The 16,187-nt window shown below is 60.2% G+C and carries 14 protein-coding genes; 11 read left to right on the forward strand and 3 right to left on the reverse strand.

Features of this window, described 5'->3' with window-relative positions; all coding sequences use genetic code 11:
• The first annotated feature begins 124 nt into the window (after nt 1-124).
• The 11 genes from DXT96_RS24425 (at nt 125) to DXT96_RS24475 (ending at nt 12,859) form a co-directional block, all read left to right on the forward strand.
• Nucleotides 125-1,297 (forward strand): ABC transporter substrate-binding protein, encoded by a 1,173-nt coding sequence (locus DXT96_RS24425; RefSeq protein WP_153516857.1) that lies wholly within the window; start codon nt 125-127, stop codon nt 1,295-1,297.
• A 117-nt stretch (nt 1,298-1,414) separates the two neighbouring features.
• Entirely contained in the window at nt 1,415-2,278 is an 864-nt protein-coding gene (locus DXT96_RS24430) for a branched-chain amino acid ABC transporter permease (RefSeq protein ID WP_153516858.1), read from the forward strand.
• A gap of 1 nt (nt 2,279) precedes the next feature.
• Complete coding sequence (locus DXT96_RS24435; protein WP_149901552.1) at nt 2,280-3,287, forward strand: branched-chain amino acid ABC transporter permease; 1,008 nt, start codon at nt 2,280-2,282, stop codon at nt 3,285-3,287.
• Nucleotides 3,284-4,048, forward strand: a complete 765-nt coding sequence (locus DXT96_RS24440) for an ABC transporter ATP-binding protein (RefSeq protein WP_153516859.1) — start codon at nt 3,284-3,286, stop codon at nt 4,046-4,048. The genes DXT96_RS24435 and DXT96_RS24440 overlap by 4 nt, the downstream gene beginning before the upstream one ends.
• On the forward strand, nt 4,029-4,745 hold the full coding sequence (locus DXT96_RS24445) for an ABC transporter ATP-binding protein (RefSeq protein WP_149901554.1): 717 nt from the start codon (nt 4,029-4,031) through the stop codon (nt 4,743-4,745). Before DXT96_RS24440 ends, DXT96_RS24445 begins: the two co-directional genes overlap by 20 nt.
• A 274-nt stretch (nt 4,746-5,019) precedes the next feature.
• On the forward strand, nt 5,020-5,835 hold the full coding sequence (locus tag DXT96_RS24450) for a MurR/RpiR family transcriptional regulator (protein WP_149901555.1): 816 nt from the start codon (nt 5,020-5,022) through the stop codon (nt 5,833-5,835).
• A gap of 206 nt (nt 5,836-6,041) precedes the next feature.
• Nucleotides 6,042-7,958: a 5-dehydro-2-deoxygluconokinase gene (gene iolC / locus DXT96_RS24455; protein ID WP_153516860.1), complete on the forward strand. Its 1,917-nt coding sequence runs from the start codon at nt 6,042-6,044 to the stop codon at nt 7,956-7,958.
• Nucleotides 7,955-9,781, forward strand: coding sequence for a 3D-(3,5/4)-trihydroxycyclohexane-1,2-dione acylhydrolase (decyclizing) (gene iolD / locus DXT96_RS24460; protein ID WP_371418990.1), 1,827 nt, complete (start codon nt 7,955-7,957; stop codon nt 9,779-9,781). The genes iolC and iolD overlap by 4 nt, the downstream gene beginning before the upstream one ends.
• Before the next feature lies 1 nt (nt 9,782).
• Nucleotides 9,783-10,691, forward strand: coding sequence for a myo-inosose-2 dehydratase (gene iolE / locus DXT96_RS24465; protein ID WP_149901558.1), 909 nt, complete (start codon nt 9,783-9,785; stop codon nt 10,689-10,691).
• Between the two features lie 189 nt (nt 10,692-10,880).
• On the forward strand, nt 10,881-11,693 hold the full coding sequence (gene iolB / locus DXT96_RS24470) for a 5-deoxy-glucuronate isomerase (protein WP_153516861.1): 813 nt from the start codon (nt 10,881-10,883) through the stop codon (nt 11,691-11,693).
• Between the two features lie 38 nt (nt 11,694-11,731).
• Complete coding sequence (locus DXT96_RS24475; protein WP_153516862.1) at nt 11,732-12,859, forward strand: Gfo/Idh/MocA family protein; 1,128 nt, start codon at nt 11,732-11,734, stop codon at nt 12,857-12,859.
• Nucleotides 12,860-12,994: 135 nt separating this feature from the next.
• On the opposite strand, the gene DXT96_RS24480 is transcribed toward DXT96_RS24475, so the two are convergent.
• The 3 genes from DXT96_RS24480 to DXT96_RS24490 form a co-directional block, all read right to left on the reverse strand.
• Nucleotides 12,995-13,957 carry a 2-hydroxyacid dehydrogenase gene (locus tag DXT96_RS24480; protein WP_153516863.1) on the reverse strand — a complete coding sequence of 321 codons (963 nt, stop codon included), beginning with the start codon at nt 13,955-13,957 and terminating at the stop codon, nt 12,995-12,997.
• Nucleotides 13,958-14,449: 492 nt separating this feature from the next.
• Entirely contained in the window at nt 14,450-15,472 is a 1,023-nt protein-coding gene (locus DXT96_RS24485; protein ID WP_080793893.1) for a LacI family DNA-binding transcriptional regulator, read from the reverse strand.
• A 132-nt stretch (nt 15,473-15,604) separates the two neighbouring features.
• Entirely contained in the window at nt 15,605-16,114 is a 510-nt protein-coding gene (locus DXT96_RS24490; RefSeq protein ID WP_149901562.1) for a MarR family winged helix-turn-helix transcriptional regulator, read from the reverse strand.
• Nucleotides 16,115-16,187 lie beyond the last annotated feature (73 nt).

A 16,187-nucleotide genomic window follows, 5' to 3' on the forward strand; every position in this document is an offset into this window, starting at 1 on the left:
CGGGGATTGATAACCGTCAGGTTATTTATTACCCCCCTTATTTCATTTTACTTTGGTCATCGCACTCATCAATCTGGCAGCCTGGATCGGTGGATGGGAGCCACGGATCAATTGGGAGGAAATCATGAAATTACGGATCACCGCCGCAATCGCGGCCATCTGCTTCAGTTCTGCTGCTTATGCCGAGACGATCAAGGTCGGCGTGGTCGGTCCGTTCTCCGGTCCCTTTGCGTTGCAGGGCAAAAACTTCAAGGCCGGCATTGATGCCTGGTTTGCGCTGCACGGCAACAAGGTCGGTGATGATAGCATTGAAGTCGTCTATCGCGACGTGCCGCAGGCCGATCCGGCGCAGTCCAAGGCACTGGCGCAAGAACTGGTGGTGAAGGAACGCGTGCAATATCTTGCCGGCTTCTATTTCACCCCTGATGCCATGGCCGTCACCCCACTTCTGAAGCAGGGCAATGTGCCGATGGTCATCATGAATGCCGCCACCTCGGCCATCGTGACCAAAAGCCCCTATGTGGTGCGCACGTCGTTCACCACCTGGCAGACCTCCACCCCCATCGCCAAGGTGGCGTTTGATGGCGGTGTGAAGAAGGTCATTTCGCTGGTCAGCGATTACGGCCCCGGCGTCGATGCCGAGAACGCCTTCAAGGCGGCATTTACCGCCGCCGGCGGCGAGGTGGTGGAAACCATCCGCATGCCGCTCTCCACCAATGATTTCAGTCCGATCATGCAGCGCGTCAAGGATTCAGGCGCTCAAGGGGTTTTCGCCTTCCTGCCATCTGGCCCGACCACGCTCGGCTTCGTCAAGGCCTTCAACGATAACGGCCTGAAATCCGCTGGCGTCAAGCTTTTCGCGCCGGGCGATCTCACCCAGGAATCCGACCTGCCGGCGCTCGGCGAGGCCGCACTCGGCATGCAGACGACCTTTCATTACGCCGTCTCGCATGATTCACCTGAGAACAAGACATTCGTGGAAGCCGCCACCAAGGCGATCGGTAATCCGAAGGAACTGTCCTTCCCCTCCGTTAGCGCATTTGACGGCATGTATGTCATCAGCAAGATGATCGAGGCCACCGGCGGCAAACAGGATGCGGAAAAGGCAGTCGAGGCGGTGAAGGGTCTTTCCTGGACAAGCCCGCGCGGCCCTGTCAGCATCGATCCGGAAAGCCGCCACATCACGCAGAACATCTATCTGCGCGAAGTCGCCAAGGGCGATGACGGTTCCTACTACAACAAGGAAGTCCAGACCTTCGAAAAACAGGGCGATCCGGGTCTCGCGGCCGCGAAATAACCGGCGACACCGGCATCGCCGCCACAATGGCGGCATTCTTGAAACGGTCGAACCGCCTTGCAGCGGTTCGGTTCCGGCCCGGACGGGCGTAACAGCACCGGGAGGAGTTTTTTCAACATGCAGACGGTCTTCAGCATCCTCATCGATGCGCTTGCCTATGGCATGGTCCTGTTCATCATTTCCATCGGTCTATCGGTGACAATGGGGCTGATGCGGGTGGTCAATCTGGCGCATGGCGCTTTCGCCATGATCGGCGGTTACCTCGCCTCTTATGCCGCCCATGGCCTCGGTGTCGGTTATGCGGCGGCGATCCTCGTTGCCATCGTCGGCACCATCATTATCGCCATACCGCTCGAACGTTTCCTTTACCGGCGGATTTACGGCGCACCTGAACTGACGCAGGTGCTGATGACCATCGGCATCACCTTCTGCATCATCGGCATCGCCAATTTCGTGTTCGGGCCGACACTCAAAACCATTCCCTTGCCGCAACAATTGGCCGGCCCCACCGATCTCGGCTTCCGCACCATCGCCACCCACCGCATCTTCGCCATCGTCAGCGGCCTCGTCGTCGCGGCAACACTGTGGTTCACTTTTGAAAAGACCGCCTTCGGCATCAAGCTGCGCGCGGCGGTGGACAATGCCGCCATGGCTGCGGCGCTCGGCGTGCGCACCGAGGTCATCTATGCCGTCAGCTTCGCCATCGCCGTCGGCCTTGCCGCCATGGGCGGGGTCATCGGCGCGGAGCTGCTGCCGGTCGAACCCTATTATGCGCTGCGCTATATGGTCACCTTCCTCGTGGTGGTTTCGGTCGGCGGCGCGGGCTCCATTCCCGGCGCGCTGATAGCCTGCCTGCTGCTCGGCGCCATCGATACGACCGGGCGGTATCTCGCCCCCGAATATGGCGAATTCTTCTTTTATCTGGCGGTCATCGTGATCATCACGTTGTTCCCGCGCGGCCTTCTTGGAAGGGCGAAATGAGATGGCGGTGCTCATGAACGACCTGACTGCAACGGCAGACACCCCGAAGGCACGCTCGCCGTTGCGCGCTGTCGCCGGGCCGCTCCTCATCATCGCCGCCGCCATCATCGGCTACTTTCTGTTTCCGGATAATCTGGCGCTTCTGACCCGTATCATCGCCATTGCACTGCTGGTGCTGTCGATCGATCTCGTCACCGGTTATTGCGGCGTCGCCACGCTTGGTCATGCGGCGCTCTTCGGTGCGGGCGCCTATGCCGCCGGCATCGCCGCCGCCCATTTCGAGATCACCGATCCTCTTCTGATGACCGCCATCGGCGCGGCAGCAGGTGGCGTCGCCGGGCTGCTCTCCGGCACGGTTCTGCTGCGCGCCCACGGCCTGCCGCAGCTGGTGCTTTCCATCGCCGTCATCCATCTGTTCCATGAGGCGGCCAACAAGGCATCGAACTGGACCGGCGGCAGCGACGGGCTATCAGGCGTTTCGCCCGACGCCCTGTTCGGCACCTTCGAATTCGATCTTTTCGGCCGCACCGCCTATATCTATGGCGTCTGTCTGCTACTCCTCGTTTTCCTTGCCCTCAGGGTCATCGTCAACTCACCCTTCGGCATGCTGTGTCGCGGCGTCAAGCAGGACAGCATCCGCATTCAGGCCATGGGCGGCTCGGTCAACGGCACCATTTTGAAGATGTTCGTCATATCAGGCGTCGTCGCCGGCATTGGCGGTGCGCTGAACGCCATTTCCACCCAGGTCGTCGGCCTCGACAGCCTCAGCTTCACGCTTTCGGCCGAAGGGCTGGTCATGCTGGTGCTGGGCGGCGCGGGTTCACTTTATGGTGCGCTGATCGGCACTGTCACCTTCATGTGGTTTGAGGATGTCGTTTCCGCCGCCAATCCGTTCCATTGGCTGACGATCGTCGGCCTGTTGCTGATTGCCGTCGTGCTCTTTGCACCACGCGGGCTTTACGGCGCAGGCGAACAGATCATTGCGCGCCTGCGGGGAGATCGCAAATGAGCGCCATTTTCGAAGTCTCCGGCCTGCAGAAGAATTTCGGTGGCCTCGTCGTCACCAATAATGTCTCGCTATCGCTGTCGCCGGGAGACCGCACGGTGCTGATCGGCCCCAATGGCGCCGGCAAAACCACCTTCGTCAATCTCGTCACCGGCACCATCAAGCCCTCGGCCGGCACAGTGCGCATTGCCGGCGAGGACGTGACAGGCCTCAGCGCCAGCCAGCGGGTGAAGCGCGGACTCGTCCGCTCGTTTCAGGTCACGCGGCTGTTTCAGGATATGACGCCTGAAGAACATGTGGCGCTCGCCATTCTCCAGCGGGAAGGAAAGACCGGCCGGATTTTCGGCCGTTACCGCGCCATGCCCGCGGTGATGAGCGAAGCGCGCGATATTCTCGGCACGCTCGGCCTTCTGGCGCTTGCCGAAACAAGGGTGCGGGAAATCGCCTATGGCCAGCAACGGCTGATCGAGATCGCGCTTGCCATGGCGCTTCGCCCGAAAATCCTGCTGCTCGACGAACCGGCAGCCGGCGTGCCTTCGACGGAAACGGCGCGCATAGAGCAGGCGCTCGACCGGCTGCCGGCCGACCTCGCCATATTGATGATCGAACACGACATGGATCTGGTTTTCCGCTTCGCCAAACGTGTCGTGGTTCTCGCGGCCGGCGCCGTCATCTTCGACGGTTCGCCTGATGATGTCACCAGCAATGCGGAAGTCCGCCAAGCCTATCTGGGAAGTTATGCCGATGCCCGCAGCGCCGCTTGAAATCTTGAACCTGACCGCCGGTTACGGCCCGACCCGCGTCATCGAAGGCCTGTCGCTTTCGGTGCCATCAGGTTCGCGTTTTGCCGTTCTCGGCCGCAATGGCGTTGGCAAGACCAGCCTTTTTGCCACGCTGGCCGGCCAGACGAAACGCTTTTCCGGCGATATCCGCCTTGGCGGGCAGGACATTGCCGCCCTGCCGAGTGCCGCCCGCGCCAAAGCCGGCCTCGGTTACGTGCCGCAGACCCGCGACGTGTTTCCAACACTGACCGTTGAGGAAAACCTTTTCGTCGGCCTCAAAGGTCGGCCGAAATCTGCGATCGAGGAGGCCTATACGCTGTTTCCACGCCTGAAGGAACGCCGCCGCAATCTCGGTTCGCAACTTTCCGGCGGCGAACAGCAGATGCTCTCCACCGCCCGGACGATTCTCGGGAAGCCGCGGGTGCTGCTTCTCGATGAGCCGCTGGAAGGCCTCGCACCCGTCATCTGCGAAGAACTGATGGCCGCCTTCTCCAAACTGGCGCAGTCAGGCGAAATGACCATTCTTCTCGTCGAACAACGTATCCAGATGGCCATCGACTTCGCCGACCATGCCATTATCATGGAACGCGGCCGCATCGTCTGGGAAGGGCCGTCCAGCGAACTGGCACAAAACCCGGATATTATCGATACGCATCTCGGGGTTGGCGGGCTGCACTGAGCCAACACATCGCCGTTGCGCGTTCATATATATAATCTCCGTCATACCGGCCTTGAGCCGGTATCCAGCCACCCCAAGTCCTTGGGGTGAAAAGACTCTTCGCGCCGCGCAGACGCGCGCCGACTGGATTCCGGCTCAAGGCCGGAATGACGGAGGATGACCGATCGCACAAAGCCCCCGCCGTCTCATTTGCCCTTCCTCAAAAAACCCAATGGAATAAAAATTCCACTGGAGTTAAAGTGCACACGATTTCAGTCTGCATAAAGGAACGACAATGACGGCAATCGAGGCGCCAGAATCGGTGAAGGCTTTTGAGGAGCGATTGCTCCAGGTTGCGGAGGGGCTGCCGAAACGATTGCGGCAATGCGCCGATTATGTCGCCTCCAATCAGGACCGCATTGCCGTTTCCACCGTCGCCGAAATGGCAGAGGGTGCTGGCGTGCAGCCTTCGGCCTTCATGCGGTTTTGCCAGATCATGGGCTTTTCCGGTTTTTCGGAAATGCAGCGCCTGTTTCGCGATTCCTATGTCGGCGGCTGGCCGGATTACACCACACGGCTCGACCATCTGCGCGAAAAGGGCGACGAAAGTGCCTCCAGCCTGCTTGCGGAATTTGTCGAAGCCGGTCGTTCCTCGCTGGAAATGCTGCTGAAATCGGTCGATACGCGGCAGCTTGACGAGGCGGTTTCGGCACTGGCTGGTGCGCGCACTGTCCACATTATCGGTTTGCGACGGTCGTTCCCCATAGCCAGTTACCTTGCCTATGCCTTCGAAAAAATGAAGGTGCCAGCGGTTCTGCACAGCGCCGTTGGCGGGCTGGGCAATATCAGCGCCATCTCCAGCGATGACGCCCTGATCGCCATCACGTTTTCCCCCTATTCCACTGAGACGCTGGAACTGGCGGAAACGGCCCGGGCCAATGGCATTCCGGTGGTTGCGCTCTCTGATTCTGCCGTCAATCCGCTGCGCAAATCCGGCGCAACACTTTTGACGGTCACAGAGATCGATTTCGGCGCATTCCGCTCGCTTTCCGCCACGCTCTGTCTGGCTATTACGCTGGCCGTAGCTGTGGGAACCCGCAAAACAGCCTGAATATTTTTATTGAAAATGGAAAAAATAGAATTTATGATCCAAATCCATGAAACGGGCATTCCATATTCGTCCGTCTCGTGACGGATGACAGTGGGCGGAGGAGGCCTGCCGGAACGGGATGGCGAAAGGGGCGGGCAGCTTTGTCCGATATCGCTCCAAACATGTGAGGCAGGCCGCCGCAACAGGCGGCCCGAAGGAGGAACCTTTTGAAAAAACTTGATCTTATCACGATCGGGCGCTCGTCTGTCGACCTGTACGGTTCGCAGGTCGGCGGCCGTCTGGAGGACATGGCCTCCTTTGCCAAATATATTGGCGGCTCCCCCACCAACATCGCAGCCGGCGCTGCCCGGCTAGGCCTCAACAGCGCCGTCATCACCCGCGTTGGCGATGAGCATATGGGCCGCTTCATCCGTGAGCAGCTGGTTCGCGAAGGCGTCGACGTGCGCGGCGTGAAAACCGATCCGGAGCGGCTGACCGCGCTGGTGTTGCTCGGCATTCGTGACCAGAACCAGTTCCCGCTGATTTTCTATCGCGAAAACTGTGCGGACATGGCGCTGAGCGAAGACGATATCGACCCCGCCTTCATTGCTGAAGCTGGCTGCGTCTGCGCCACCGGCACACATCTGTCCCATCCCAATACCGAAGCGGCCGTGCTGAAAGCGCTGAAACTCGCCCGCGAAAATGGCGCAAAGACCGCGCTCGATATCGACTACCGGCCCAATCTCTGGGGTGTTGCCGGCCATGGCGATGGCGAAAGCCGCTTCGTCGAATCGCAGAAGGTCACCACCAAGCTGCAATCCACCCTGCATCTTTTCGATCTGATCGTCGGAACCGAGGAAGAATTCCACATCGCCGGCGGCTCCACCGATACGCTCGCTGCGTTGAAGGCCGTGCGCAAGGTTTCGAACGCGACGCTGGTGTGCAAGCGCGGGCCGATGGGTGCTTCGGTCTTCACCGGCGACATTCCCGCAAGCCTCGACGATGGCGAGACGGGCGAAGGTTTTCCGATCGAAGTCTTCAACGTTCTGGGCGCCGGTGACGGCTTCATGGCCGGGCTGTTTCGTGGCTGGCTGCGCGACGAAGACTGGTCGACGACGCTGAAATACGCCAATGCCTGCGGCGCTTTCGCCGTCTCCCGCCACGGCTGTACGCCTGCCTATCCGAGCTGGGAAGAGCTGCAATATTTCTTCAAGGCCGGCATTCGCAACAAGGCGTTGCGCAAGGACGAGGCGCTGGAGCAGGTGCATTGGTCCACCAACCGCAAGGGCAACTGGGATACGATGCGCGTTTTCGCCTTTGACCACCGCATGCAGCTGGAGGCCATTGCCGACGAGCTCGGCGTGAAGCACGAGCAGATCGGCGCTTTCAAGAAGCTATGCCTTGAGGCTGCGCAGCAGGTGGCCGGCGACAGGCCGGGTTATGGCATTCTCTGCGACGGTCGTCTTGGCCGCGACGCCCTGTTTGCCGCCAGCGGCTCCGGCCTGTGGATCGGCCGTCCGGTGGAATGGCCGGGCTCGCGCCCGCTGACGCTGGAACCGGAACTCGGCAAGGATTTCGGCGGGCTTTCCGAATGGCCGCTTGAAAATGTCGTTAAGGTTCTGTGCTTCTATCACCCTGACGATACGGATGAGATGCGCGCCGCACAGGAGGAGACGGTCATGCGTCTGTTCCAGGCGACACGCCGCAACCGGCTGGAAATGTTGCTGGAGGTCATTCCCTCCAAGGTCGGCCCGACCGACGATCTCACCGCCGCCCGCATCGTCGAGCGTTTCTATGAAATCGGGGTTTATCCCGACTGGTGGAAGCTGGAGCCGATGAAGACCCGTGCCGCGTGGAAAAACGCCTGCGACGCCGTGCATCGCAACGATCCTTATGTGCGCGGCATCGTCGTTCTCGGTCTCGACGCGCCACAAAGCGAGCTGGAGGAAAGCTTCCGCCTTGCCGCCGACTTCGATCTGGTCAAAGGTTTCGCCGTCGGCCGCACGATTTTCGTAGACGCCGCACGGGCCTGGCTCGCCGGCAAGATCACCGATCAGGAAGCGGTCAGGGACATGGCGCAGCGCTATACCAGCCTGTGCCGCATATGGGATGAGGCGCGCGCCAAAAAGGGAGAGGCAGCGTGAAGACAATCAGAATGACGGCTGCGCAGGCCATGGTTCGTTACCTGGCAGCGCAGATGAATGAACACGGCGAAACCTATATCGCCGGCATGTGGGCCATTTTCGGCCATGGCAACGTCGCCGGCATCGGCGAGGCGCTTTATGGCATCCGCGACGAACTGCCGACCTATCGCGGCCAGAACGAGCAGTCCATGGCCCATGCAGCCATTGCCTATTCGAAGCAGCTGCGCCGCCGCCGGGCCATGGCAGTCACCTCCTCCATCGGCCCCGGTGCGGCCAATATGGTGACGGCGGCAGCGCTCGCGCATGTCAACCGCCTGCCGGTTCTGCTGATCCCGGGCGATGTCTTCGCCAATCGCGGCCCGGACCCCGTGCTGCAGCAGCTCGAAGATTTCGGCGATGGCACCATGACGGTCAATGACTGCTTCCGCCCGGTCAGCCGTTATTTCGACCGCATCATGCGCCCGGAGCAATTGCTGACCGCCCTTCCCCGCGCCATGCGCACCATGACAGACCCGGCAGATTGCGGTCCCGTCACGCTCGCCTTCTGCCAGGATGTACAGGCGGAAGCCTATGATTACCCCGAAAGTTTCTTCGAAAAGCGCGTCTGGCGCCAGCGGCGTCCTGAGCCGGATGTAGTGGAATTCGAAGAGGCGGTTGCCGCGCTGAAGGCTGCTAAGAACCCCGTTATCGTTGCCGGCGGCGGCGTGCATTTTGCAGGCGCAACGGAAACGCTGAAGCGTTTTGCCGAAACCCATTCCATCCCCGTCGTCGAAACGCAGGCCGGAAAATCGGCGCTCGCCTGGGATCACGATCTCAATTTCGGTCCGGTCGGTGTTACGGGTGCCGAAAGCGCCAATATCGTCAGCGAAAAGGCCGATCTCGTCTTCGGCGTCGGCACCCGTTTTCAGGATTTCACCACCGGTTCCTGGGCGCTGTTCAAGAATCCGAACCGCAAGATCCTGGCGCTTAACGTGCAGCCCTATGACAGCGCCAAGCATGATGCGATCAGCCTGACGGCAGATGCCAAGATCGGGCTTGAAAAACTGTCGGCCGCCCTCAGCAGTCACCGTTTTGCGGCACCGGATGCGGGCCTCAAGGCGGCATGGTTCGAAAAAGCCGATGCCGATACGGCGGCACCGGGTGAAGAGCATGTGAACAGCCTGCCGACAGATATGCAGGTCATCGGCGCGGTGCAGCGCCAGTCGCGTGACAATACCGTCGTCATGTGCGCCGCAGGCACCATGCCGGGCGAGCTTCACCAGCTGTGGAAATCCAAGCTGCCGCTCTCCTATCACATGGAATACGGCTTCTCCTGCATGGGTTATGAAGTGGCCGGCGGCCTCGGCATCAAGATGGCGGAACCGGACCGCGACGTGATCGTCATGGTCGGCGACGGCTCCTACATGATGATGAATTCCGAGCTTGCGACATCGGTTGCCATGGGTGTGAAGATCACGCTCGTCATCACCGACAATCGCGGTTACGGCTGCATCAACCGCCTGCAGATGGAAACCGGCGGCGCGGAGTTCAACAACCTCTACGCCCACACCAACGTCAACCCGATCGCCATTGATTTCGTGGCCCATGCCGGCTCGATGGGCGCGGATGCACGCAAGGTTTCCACCATATCCGAACTCGAAGAGGCGCTTGCTGCCGCCCGTGCCTCCAGCCGCACGACTGTCATCGTCATCGATACCGACCCTTACCCGACGCCGCAGGCCGGTGGTCACTGGTGGGATGTCGCGGTGCCTGAAGTTTCCGAGCGCGGCGAAATTGCCGGCGCGCGCGCCCGTTATGAAAACCATCTCAAGGAAAGACAGTAAGATGATCCGTTACGGCACCAACCCCATCGCCTGGTCCAACGACGACGACCGCACGCTGGGCGCCCATATCAGCCTCGAACAGTGCCTGGATGAAACCGCCAAGATCGGCTTCGACGGCATCGAGAAGGGCCATAAATTCCCGACCGATCCGGAAGGCCTGAAAGGCGTGCTTTCGCCGCGTGGCCTCTCCTTCGTCTCCGGCTGGCATTCGCTGAACCTTTTGACCGATGACATCGAATCCGAAAAGAAGGCCATGCAGCCGGCGCTTGATCTCCTGAAGGCCATGGGCTCGAAAGTCATCATTGTCTGCGAAACCTCCAACGCCATCCATGGCGCAGACGACACGGCGCTGGTCGACCGTCCGCGCCTGAAGGCCGAGGACTGGGCGTCGTTCGGCGCAGGCGTCGAAGCGCTGGCAGCTTATGCGGCCGAACAGGGCATCACCCTCGTTTATCATCACCACATGGGCACGGTGGTCGAGAGCGAAGACGAGATCGACCTTCTGATGAAGCACACCGGGCCGAAGACGCATCTGCTGCTCGATACCGGTCATTGCCTGTTCGGCGGCGGCGATCCCGTGCGCGTCGCGCAGAAATATATGGGCCGCGTCGGCCATATCCATGCCAAGAACGTGCGTCCCGCCATTGCCGATCAGGTTCGCAATGACCGGCTCTCCTTCCTCGAAGGCGTTCGCCGCGGCGTGTTCACCGTTCCCGGCGACAGCGAAGGCGGCGTGAACTTCCCGCCGGTTCTGAAAGTGGCGGCCGAGCATGGTTACAGCGGCTGGCTGGTGATCGAGGCCGAGCAGGATCCTGACGTGCGCAACCCCTTCGAATATCAGAGCCTCGGGCTGAAATCGCTGAAGGCTTTTGCCCGCGAAGCGGGGCTGGACAAGGCCGAGGCTGCCTGAGCTGAGCCGATAGCGGGCGGCATATCCCGCCCGTCATGCCGGCTTGAGCCGTTATCCAGCCAGCCCAAGTCTTTGGGCTGAAAAGATACTCCCCGCCGCGCAGACGCGCGTCGGCTGGACCCCGGCACAAGGCCGGGGTGACGAGACCGCACGAACCGACGAACGACTGACCAAAAAAGGAACACCACCATGACCTCACTTCTGCGCAAGCCGGTCGCGACAAGCGGCAAGGTGCACGATATCACGCCCCAAAGCGCGGATTGGGGTTATGTCGGTTTCGGCCTTTACCGCCTGAAGCCGGGCGAGACGGCTGCGGAAAATACCGGCGATACGGAAGTAATCCTCGTGCTGGTCGAAGGCAAGGCGACGATTTCCGCGGGGGATAAGGATTTCGGTGAACTCGGTGACCGCATGAATGTGTTCGAGCGTAAGCCGCCGCATTGCGTTTATGTTCCGGCCGGCTCCGAATGGTCGCTGACCGCCACAACGGATTGCACCGTCGGCGTCTGCACCGCACCCGGCGAAAAAGGCAGCCGTGAGGCGCAGCAGATCGGCCCAAACGGCGTGCAATTGACCGAACGCGGCAAGGGCGCCAATACGCGTTACATCTTCCCCATCGCCATGGAAGAGCGCGATGTCGCAGACAGCCTGCTGGTAACTGAGGTATTCACGCCTTCGGGCAACTGGTCGTCCTATCCGCCGCACCGGCATGATGAGGATAACTACCCCGACATGACCTATCTGGAAGAGACCTATTATCACCGCCTCAACCCGGCGCAGGGTTTCGGCTTCCAGCGCGTCTTCACCGAAGATGGCTCGCTTGATGAGACCATGGCGGTGTCGGACGGCGATGTCGTGCTGGTGCCCAAGGGTCATCACCCCTGTGGCGCACCCTATGGCTATGAGATGTATTATCTGAACGTGATGGCGGGGCCGATGCGCAAATGGCGCTTCAAGAACCATCCCGATCACGACTGGATTTTCAAGCGCGACAATCCCTGACAGGTATATTTCACTTTAAAAATTTGGGAGGAGAGACCATGGCCGCTCTTGGCGTGGGACTTATTGGCACGGGTTATATGGGCAAATGCCACGCGCTTGCGTGGAACAATGTCACAAGCGTTTTCGGCGACGTGGAACGTCCCCGGCTTGTCACGCTCGCGGAGGTCAACCCCGAGCTTGCGGCAAAGAAGGCGGCGGAGTTCGGTTTTGCCCGCTCGACAGGCAACTGGCGCGATCTGCTTGCCGATCCCGAGATTGACGTGATCTCCGTCACCACGCCGAATGCTTTCCACCCGGAAATGGCCATTGCCGCCCTTGAGGCCGGCAAACATGTCTGGTGTGAAAAGCCGATGGCGCCCGCCTTTACTGACGCGGTGAAGATGCGCGATGCGGCCCGCCGATCCGCCAAGGCAGCCGCCATGGGCTACAATTACATCCAGAACCCTGTCATCCGCCATATGCGCCGCCTGATCGACGAAGGCGCGATTGGCAAAGTTTATCACGTCCGGGCCGAAATGGACGAAGACTTCATGGCAGATGCGACCCAGCCCTTCTACTGGAAGAGCGAGGCCTCTTCCGGCTATGGCGCGCTGGATGATTTCGCCGTGCACCCGCTGTCGCTGCTCTACGCCCTGTTCGGCCACGCCGAAAGCGCCATCACCGACATGGTGAAACCCTATGAAACACGACCGCTCGCCGGCGGCGGCGACCGCGCAGTCGAAACACACGATCTTGCCAGCGTTCTGCTAAAGCTTGAAGGTGGCATTTCCGCCGTGCTCATCGCCAACCGCTCCGCCTGGGGCCGCAAAGGCCGCATCGCCGTCCAGATTTACGGTTCCACCGGTTCGATCCTTTTCGATCAGGAACGGATGAACGAGTTCCAGCTCTACACCACGGACGGACGCCCGGAAGAGCAGGGTTTCAGAACCATTCTCGCCGCGCCCCACCACAAGCCCTATGACCGCTTCATCCCCGCCCCCGGCCACGGCCTCGGTTTCAACGATCTGAAGGTCATCGAATGCCGGGAACTGATTGCCGCGATCGAGGGCAAGAAGGCCCATATTATCGATTTCGAGGAAGGGCTGAAGATCGAGCGCAGCATTCACGCCATGGCCCGGTCCTTTGCCGAAGGGCGGTGGGTCGCGACTGGGGAGATTGCGGAATAGGGATGGGTATGATGTGAGCGCCGAGTTTCGACTCTTTCGTCATGCTCGGGTCTGTCCCGAGCATCTGCAACCGATCGATTTAACGCGACGTGGTTGGATCCTCGGGACGAGCCCGAGGATGACGCAGGAAAGGTATCAGCTTTTCACTGGCGTTTCCGGCACCGGCGTCAGCACCTTGCCGTCCTTGAACCAGCCGAGAATATTATCGGCCACCAGATCGGCCATGGCGTTACGCGTCGGGACCGAGGCGGAGGCAACATGCGGCAGCAGGGAAACATTCGGCAGCGACAGGAAGGCTTCCGGCACCTTCGGTTCGGCGTAGAAGACATCGAGACCTGCGGCCCCGACAGCACCGCTCCGCAACGCCTCCAACAGCGCATCCTCATCGACGCTGGAGCCGCGGCCGACATTGATGAACACACCCTGCGGCCCGAGCGCCGAGAGGATTTCGGCGTTGATCGCCTTATGTGTTTCCGGCGTTCCGGGCACGATGCAGATCAGGATATCGACGGCTTGCGCCATCTCCTTCAGCGAACCGTAATAGGTGTAGGAAAGGCCATCCCGCTTGCTGCGGGTGTGGTATCCGATTTCCACCTTGAAGGGCTCCAGCCGCTTGGCGATTTCCTGGCCGATGCGGCCCATGCCGAAGAGACCAACCTTACGGCCACGCAGCGAAAACGGCGACAGCGCAAAGGGTCCTTCACCAACCCACTTGCCGTCGCGCAGCCAAGTCTCGGCCTGATAAAGACGGCGCACGGTGTTGATCAACAGCGCAATCGTCGTATCCGCAACCTCGTCGTTCAGAACATCAGGGGTGTTGGTCACCACGATGCCGCGCGTGGCAGCATGTTTGGCATCGACGCCGTCATAACCCACGCCGAAATTGGCGATGATCTCGAGCTTCGGCAGCGCATCAATCCATTTGGCGTTGACGACGCCGGAAACGGCGATGGCATTGATGCGCTCAGCCGCACCATCAGGCAGAACCGGCTCTGCACCGGCAGGCACTGCCACGATCTCGACCTTGCCTTCGAGGCGTTCGAGAACGCGCGGGTTTATCTTGCCGGGAACGAGAACGACGGCCTTTTTGTCAGACATGAGCGGATATTCCTCCTGATAACATTCCAATAGCCGGAGTGGGTTTCAAGCGAACCGCTCGCCATGCCACTCCTCTGGGCGGCGATCCTTTCAAACAAAGACGACCGTGAAAAGGGCAATAAGGGGATGCTATGGGGGCAGACGGAAGTTTCATGCCGATTTTTTTGACGTATTCCTCACCGTCATGCCGGACTGATTCATCGCTGCCGGGTGTGAATTTCTAAATAGAATATACATGAAGGCATTGAGCGCAATGGATACGGCTTCTCGCAACGTCACCCTGGGCTTGTCCCAAGGTTCTAATCACATCCACAAAATCAATAGGTTGCAGATCCTCGGGACAGGCCCGAGGATGACGTCGGCGCGGTGGCGTGGCTCACCTCCCTGAAAAAACGTCTTTCTATCGCAGACACACGGCGGCCGAATTTCGGGCCGGGTCGGAATGACGAAGGGACGCGACGCTAAGACCGCTGCTGTGCCATCAGGTCAGGCTCACACCCGCGGCCGCACCGGCCCGGTGGATTGCCTGATGCGCATTTCCGGCTTGATGAGATGAATGCCATCAGGTTCGTGGCTGCCCGCCAGCCTGTCCAGCAGCGCGCGGGCCGCCAGACGCCCGACCTCGGCCTGCCCGTTGGAAACGGTCGTCAGCGCCGGCGTGGCGATGGCGGCTTCCTCCAGATCGTCATAGCCGGTGACGGAAATATCCACACCCGGCACCAGTCCGGCGCGGGAAATGCCGTTCATCAGGCCGATGGCGACGAGATCGTTCCAGCAGACGGCAGCGGTCGGCTTCTGCGGCAGCGACAGGAAATGCACGGCAGCCTCGAAACCGCCCTGCTTGGAGCGGGGGCCGGGAATGCGCAGGTTCGGATCAACCTCGATGCCCGCCTTGCGCAGTGCATTGACGTAACCCTGATACCGGTCGCGGCCGGTCGATGTCTGGTCCGTGCCACCAACCATGGCGATGGTGCGGTGGCCAAGGCTGATCAGGTGGTTGGTCGCCAGCGAAATGCCGTAGCTGTCGTCACCGCGATAGGTCGGCATATCGACGCCGTCCATCGAACGGGCCACCAGAATGGCGGGCATACCGTTCTCTTCCGCCAGCGTCATATCCTCGATCGGCGTGCCGATGGCCGGCGACATGATGATGCCATCCGAACCCAGCTGCAGCAGCGTTTCGATGAAGGTGCGCTGTTTTTCAACCGAATCATAGTGGTTGGAAAGAATGAAGGTCTGGCGGCTGCGATCCAGCTCGCTTTCGATGGCTTTGAGAATTTCGCCGTAAAACGGGTTCATCACATCGTGAAACACCACGCCGACAATGCCGGAGCGCGAGGTGCGCAGGCTGGCGGCGCGGCGGTTGTAGATATAACCCAGCGCCCGCGCCTGTTCCTTGATCTTGTCGCGCGTATCGGAGGCGACCAGCGGACTGTCACGCAATGCAAGGGAAATGGTAGCGGTCGAAAGACCAAGACTCTCGGCAATCGTGGACAGTTTGATCTTTTGAGCCACAGCATTCCTCCCAAACGCATGTCAGCGACGGATGTCCCTGTTTAAATTGCAATTAAACAATTTAAACAAAATCCGCAACCCGTTTAAGAGATACCCACAAAACAGAGTTTTATTTTTAAAAATTTCAACAAATTATTGAAGATTGGTATCGATTACCTTGAGAAGTTTAACCACAGTGCGCACATCCTTGGCCGAAAGCCCCTCTATGGCCCGCGCGCCGCAATCGGCTATCGAGACATTGATGTGTTCGACGCTTTGCAGGCCGGCTTCCGTCAGCTTTACCAGCGTGACCCGGCCATCCTCGTCGTCACCGCTACGTTCCACGAAACCTTGGGCTTCCATGCGGCCGATGGTGCGCGTCATGGTGGGCGCCTTGACGCCGAGCTTCTGGGCGATCTGTCCCGGCGTGAGGCTGCCTTCCTGCGCCAAAGCCAGAATAACACCGTCCTGCCCGGCATAAAGACCGCTTTCGGCAAGGCTGTGGCTCAGCGCGGTGCGCATGGAGCGGGCGGCCTGGGTAATGGATTGCGCAAGTTCCTCCGGGTTGAAATTCTCATCCCTTTTTTTGGCGTCCTTTACTTTCTTGCTGCCCTTCTCCTTCTTGGCGCCCTTGTCCTTGTTCCCAGTTTTATCCTTGCTCATATGCGAGTGCCTTTTACCCTGTGGCGGAACCGATATATGTTGCTGGAAATCCTTACCGAATGCACGCGCGGAC

Origin of the sequence: Agrobacterium sp. ICMP 6402 (assembly GCF_009498615.1) — a bacterium.
GTDB classification, from domain to species: Bacteria; Pseudomonadota; Alphaproteobacteria; order Rhizobiales; family Rhizobiaceae; genus Agrobacterium; species Agrobacterium burrii.

Bases quoted from the DNA above. Each gene is read 5' to 3' on its own strand.
- DXT96_RS24425 (WP_153516857.1), top strand. From the start codon at position 125: ATGAAATTACGGATCACCGCCGCAATCGCGGCCATCTGCTTCAGTTCT.
- DXT96_RS24430 (WP_153516858.1), top strand. From the start codon at position 1,415: ATGCAGACGGTCTTCAGCATCCTCATCGATGCGCTTGCCTATGGCATG.
- DXT96_RS24435 (WP_149901552.1), top strand. From the start codon at position 2,280: ATGGCGGTGCTCATGAACGACCTGACTGCAACGGCAGACACCCCGAAG.
- DXT96_RS24440 (WP_153516859.1), top strand. From the start codon at position 3,284: ATGAGCGCCATTTTCGAAGTCTCCGGCCTGCAGAAGAATTTCGGTGGC.
- DXT96_RS24445 (WP_149901554.1), top strand. From the start codon at position 4,029: ATGCCCGCAGCGCCGCTTGAAATCTTGAACCTGACCGCCGGTTACGGC.
- DXT96_RS24450 (WP_149901555.1), top strand. From the start codon at position 5,020: ATGACGGCAATCGAGGCGCCAGAATCGGTGAAGGCTTTTGAGGAGCGA.
- iolE (WP_149901558.1), top strand. From the start codon at position 9,783: ATGATCCGTTACGGCACCAACCCCATCGCCTGGTCCAACGACGACGAC.
- iolB (WP_153516861.1), top strand. From the start codon at position 10,881: ATGACCTCACTTCTGCGCAAGCCGGTCGCGACAAGCGGCAAGGTGCAC.
- DXT96_RS24475 (WP_153516862.1), top strand. From the start codon at position 11,732: ATGGCCGCTCTTGGCGTGGGACTTATTGGCACGGGTTATATGGGCAAA.
- DXT96_RS24480 (WP_153516863.1), bottom strand. From the start codon at position 13,957: ATGTCTGACAAAAAGGCCGTCGTTCTCGTTCCCGGCAAGATAAACCCG.
- DXT96_RS24490 (WP_149901562.1), bottom strand. From the start codon at position 16,114: ATGAGCAAGGATAAAACTGGGAACAAGGACAAGGGCGCCAAGAAGGAG.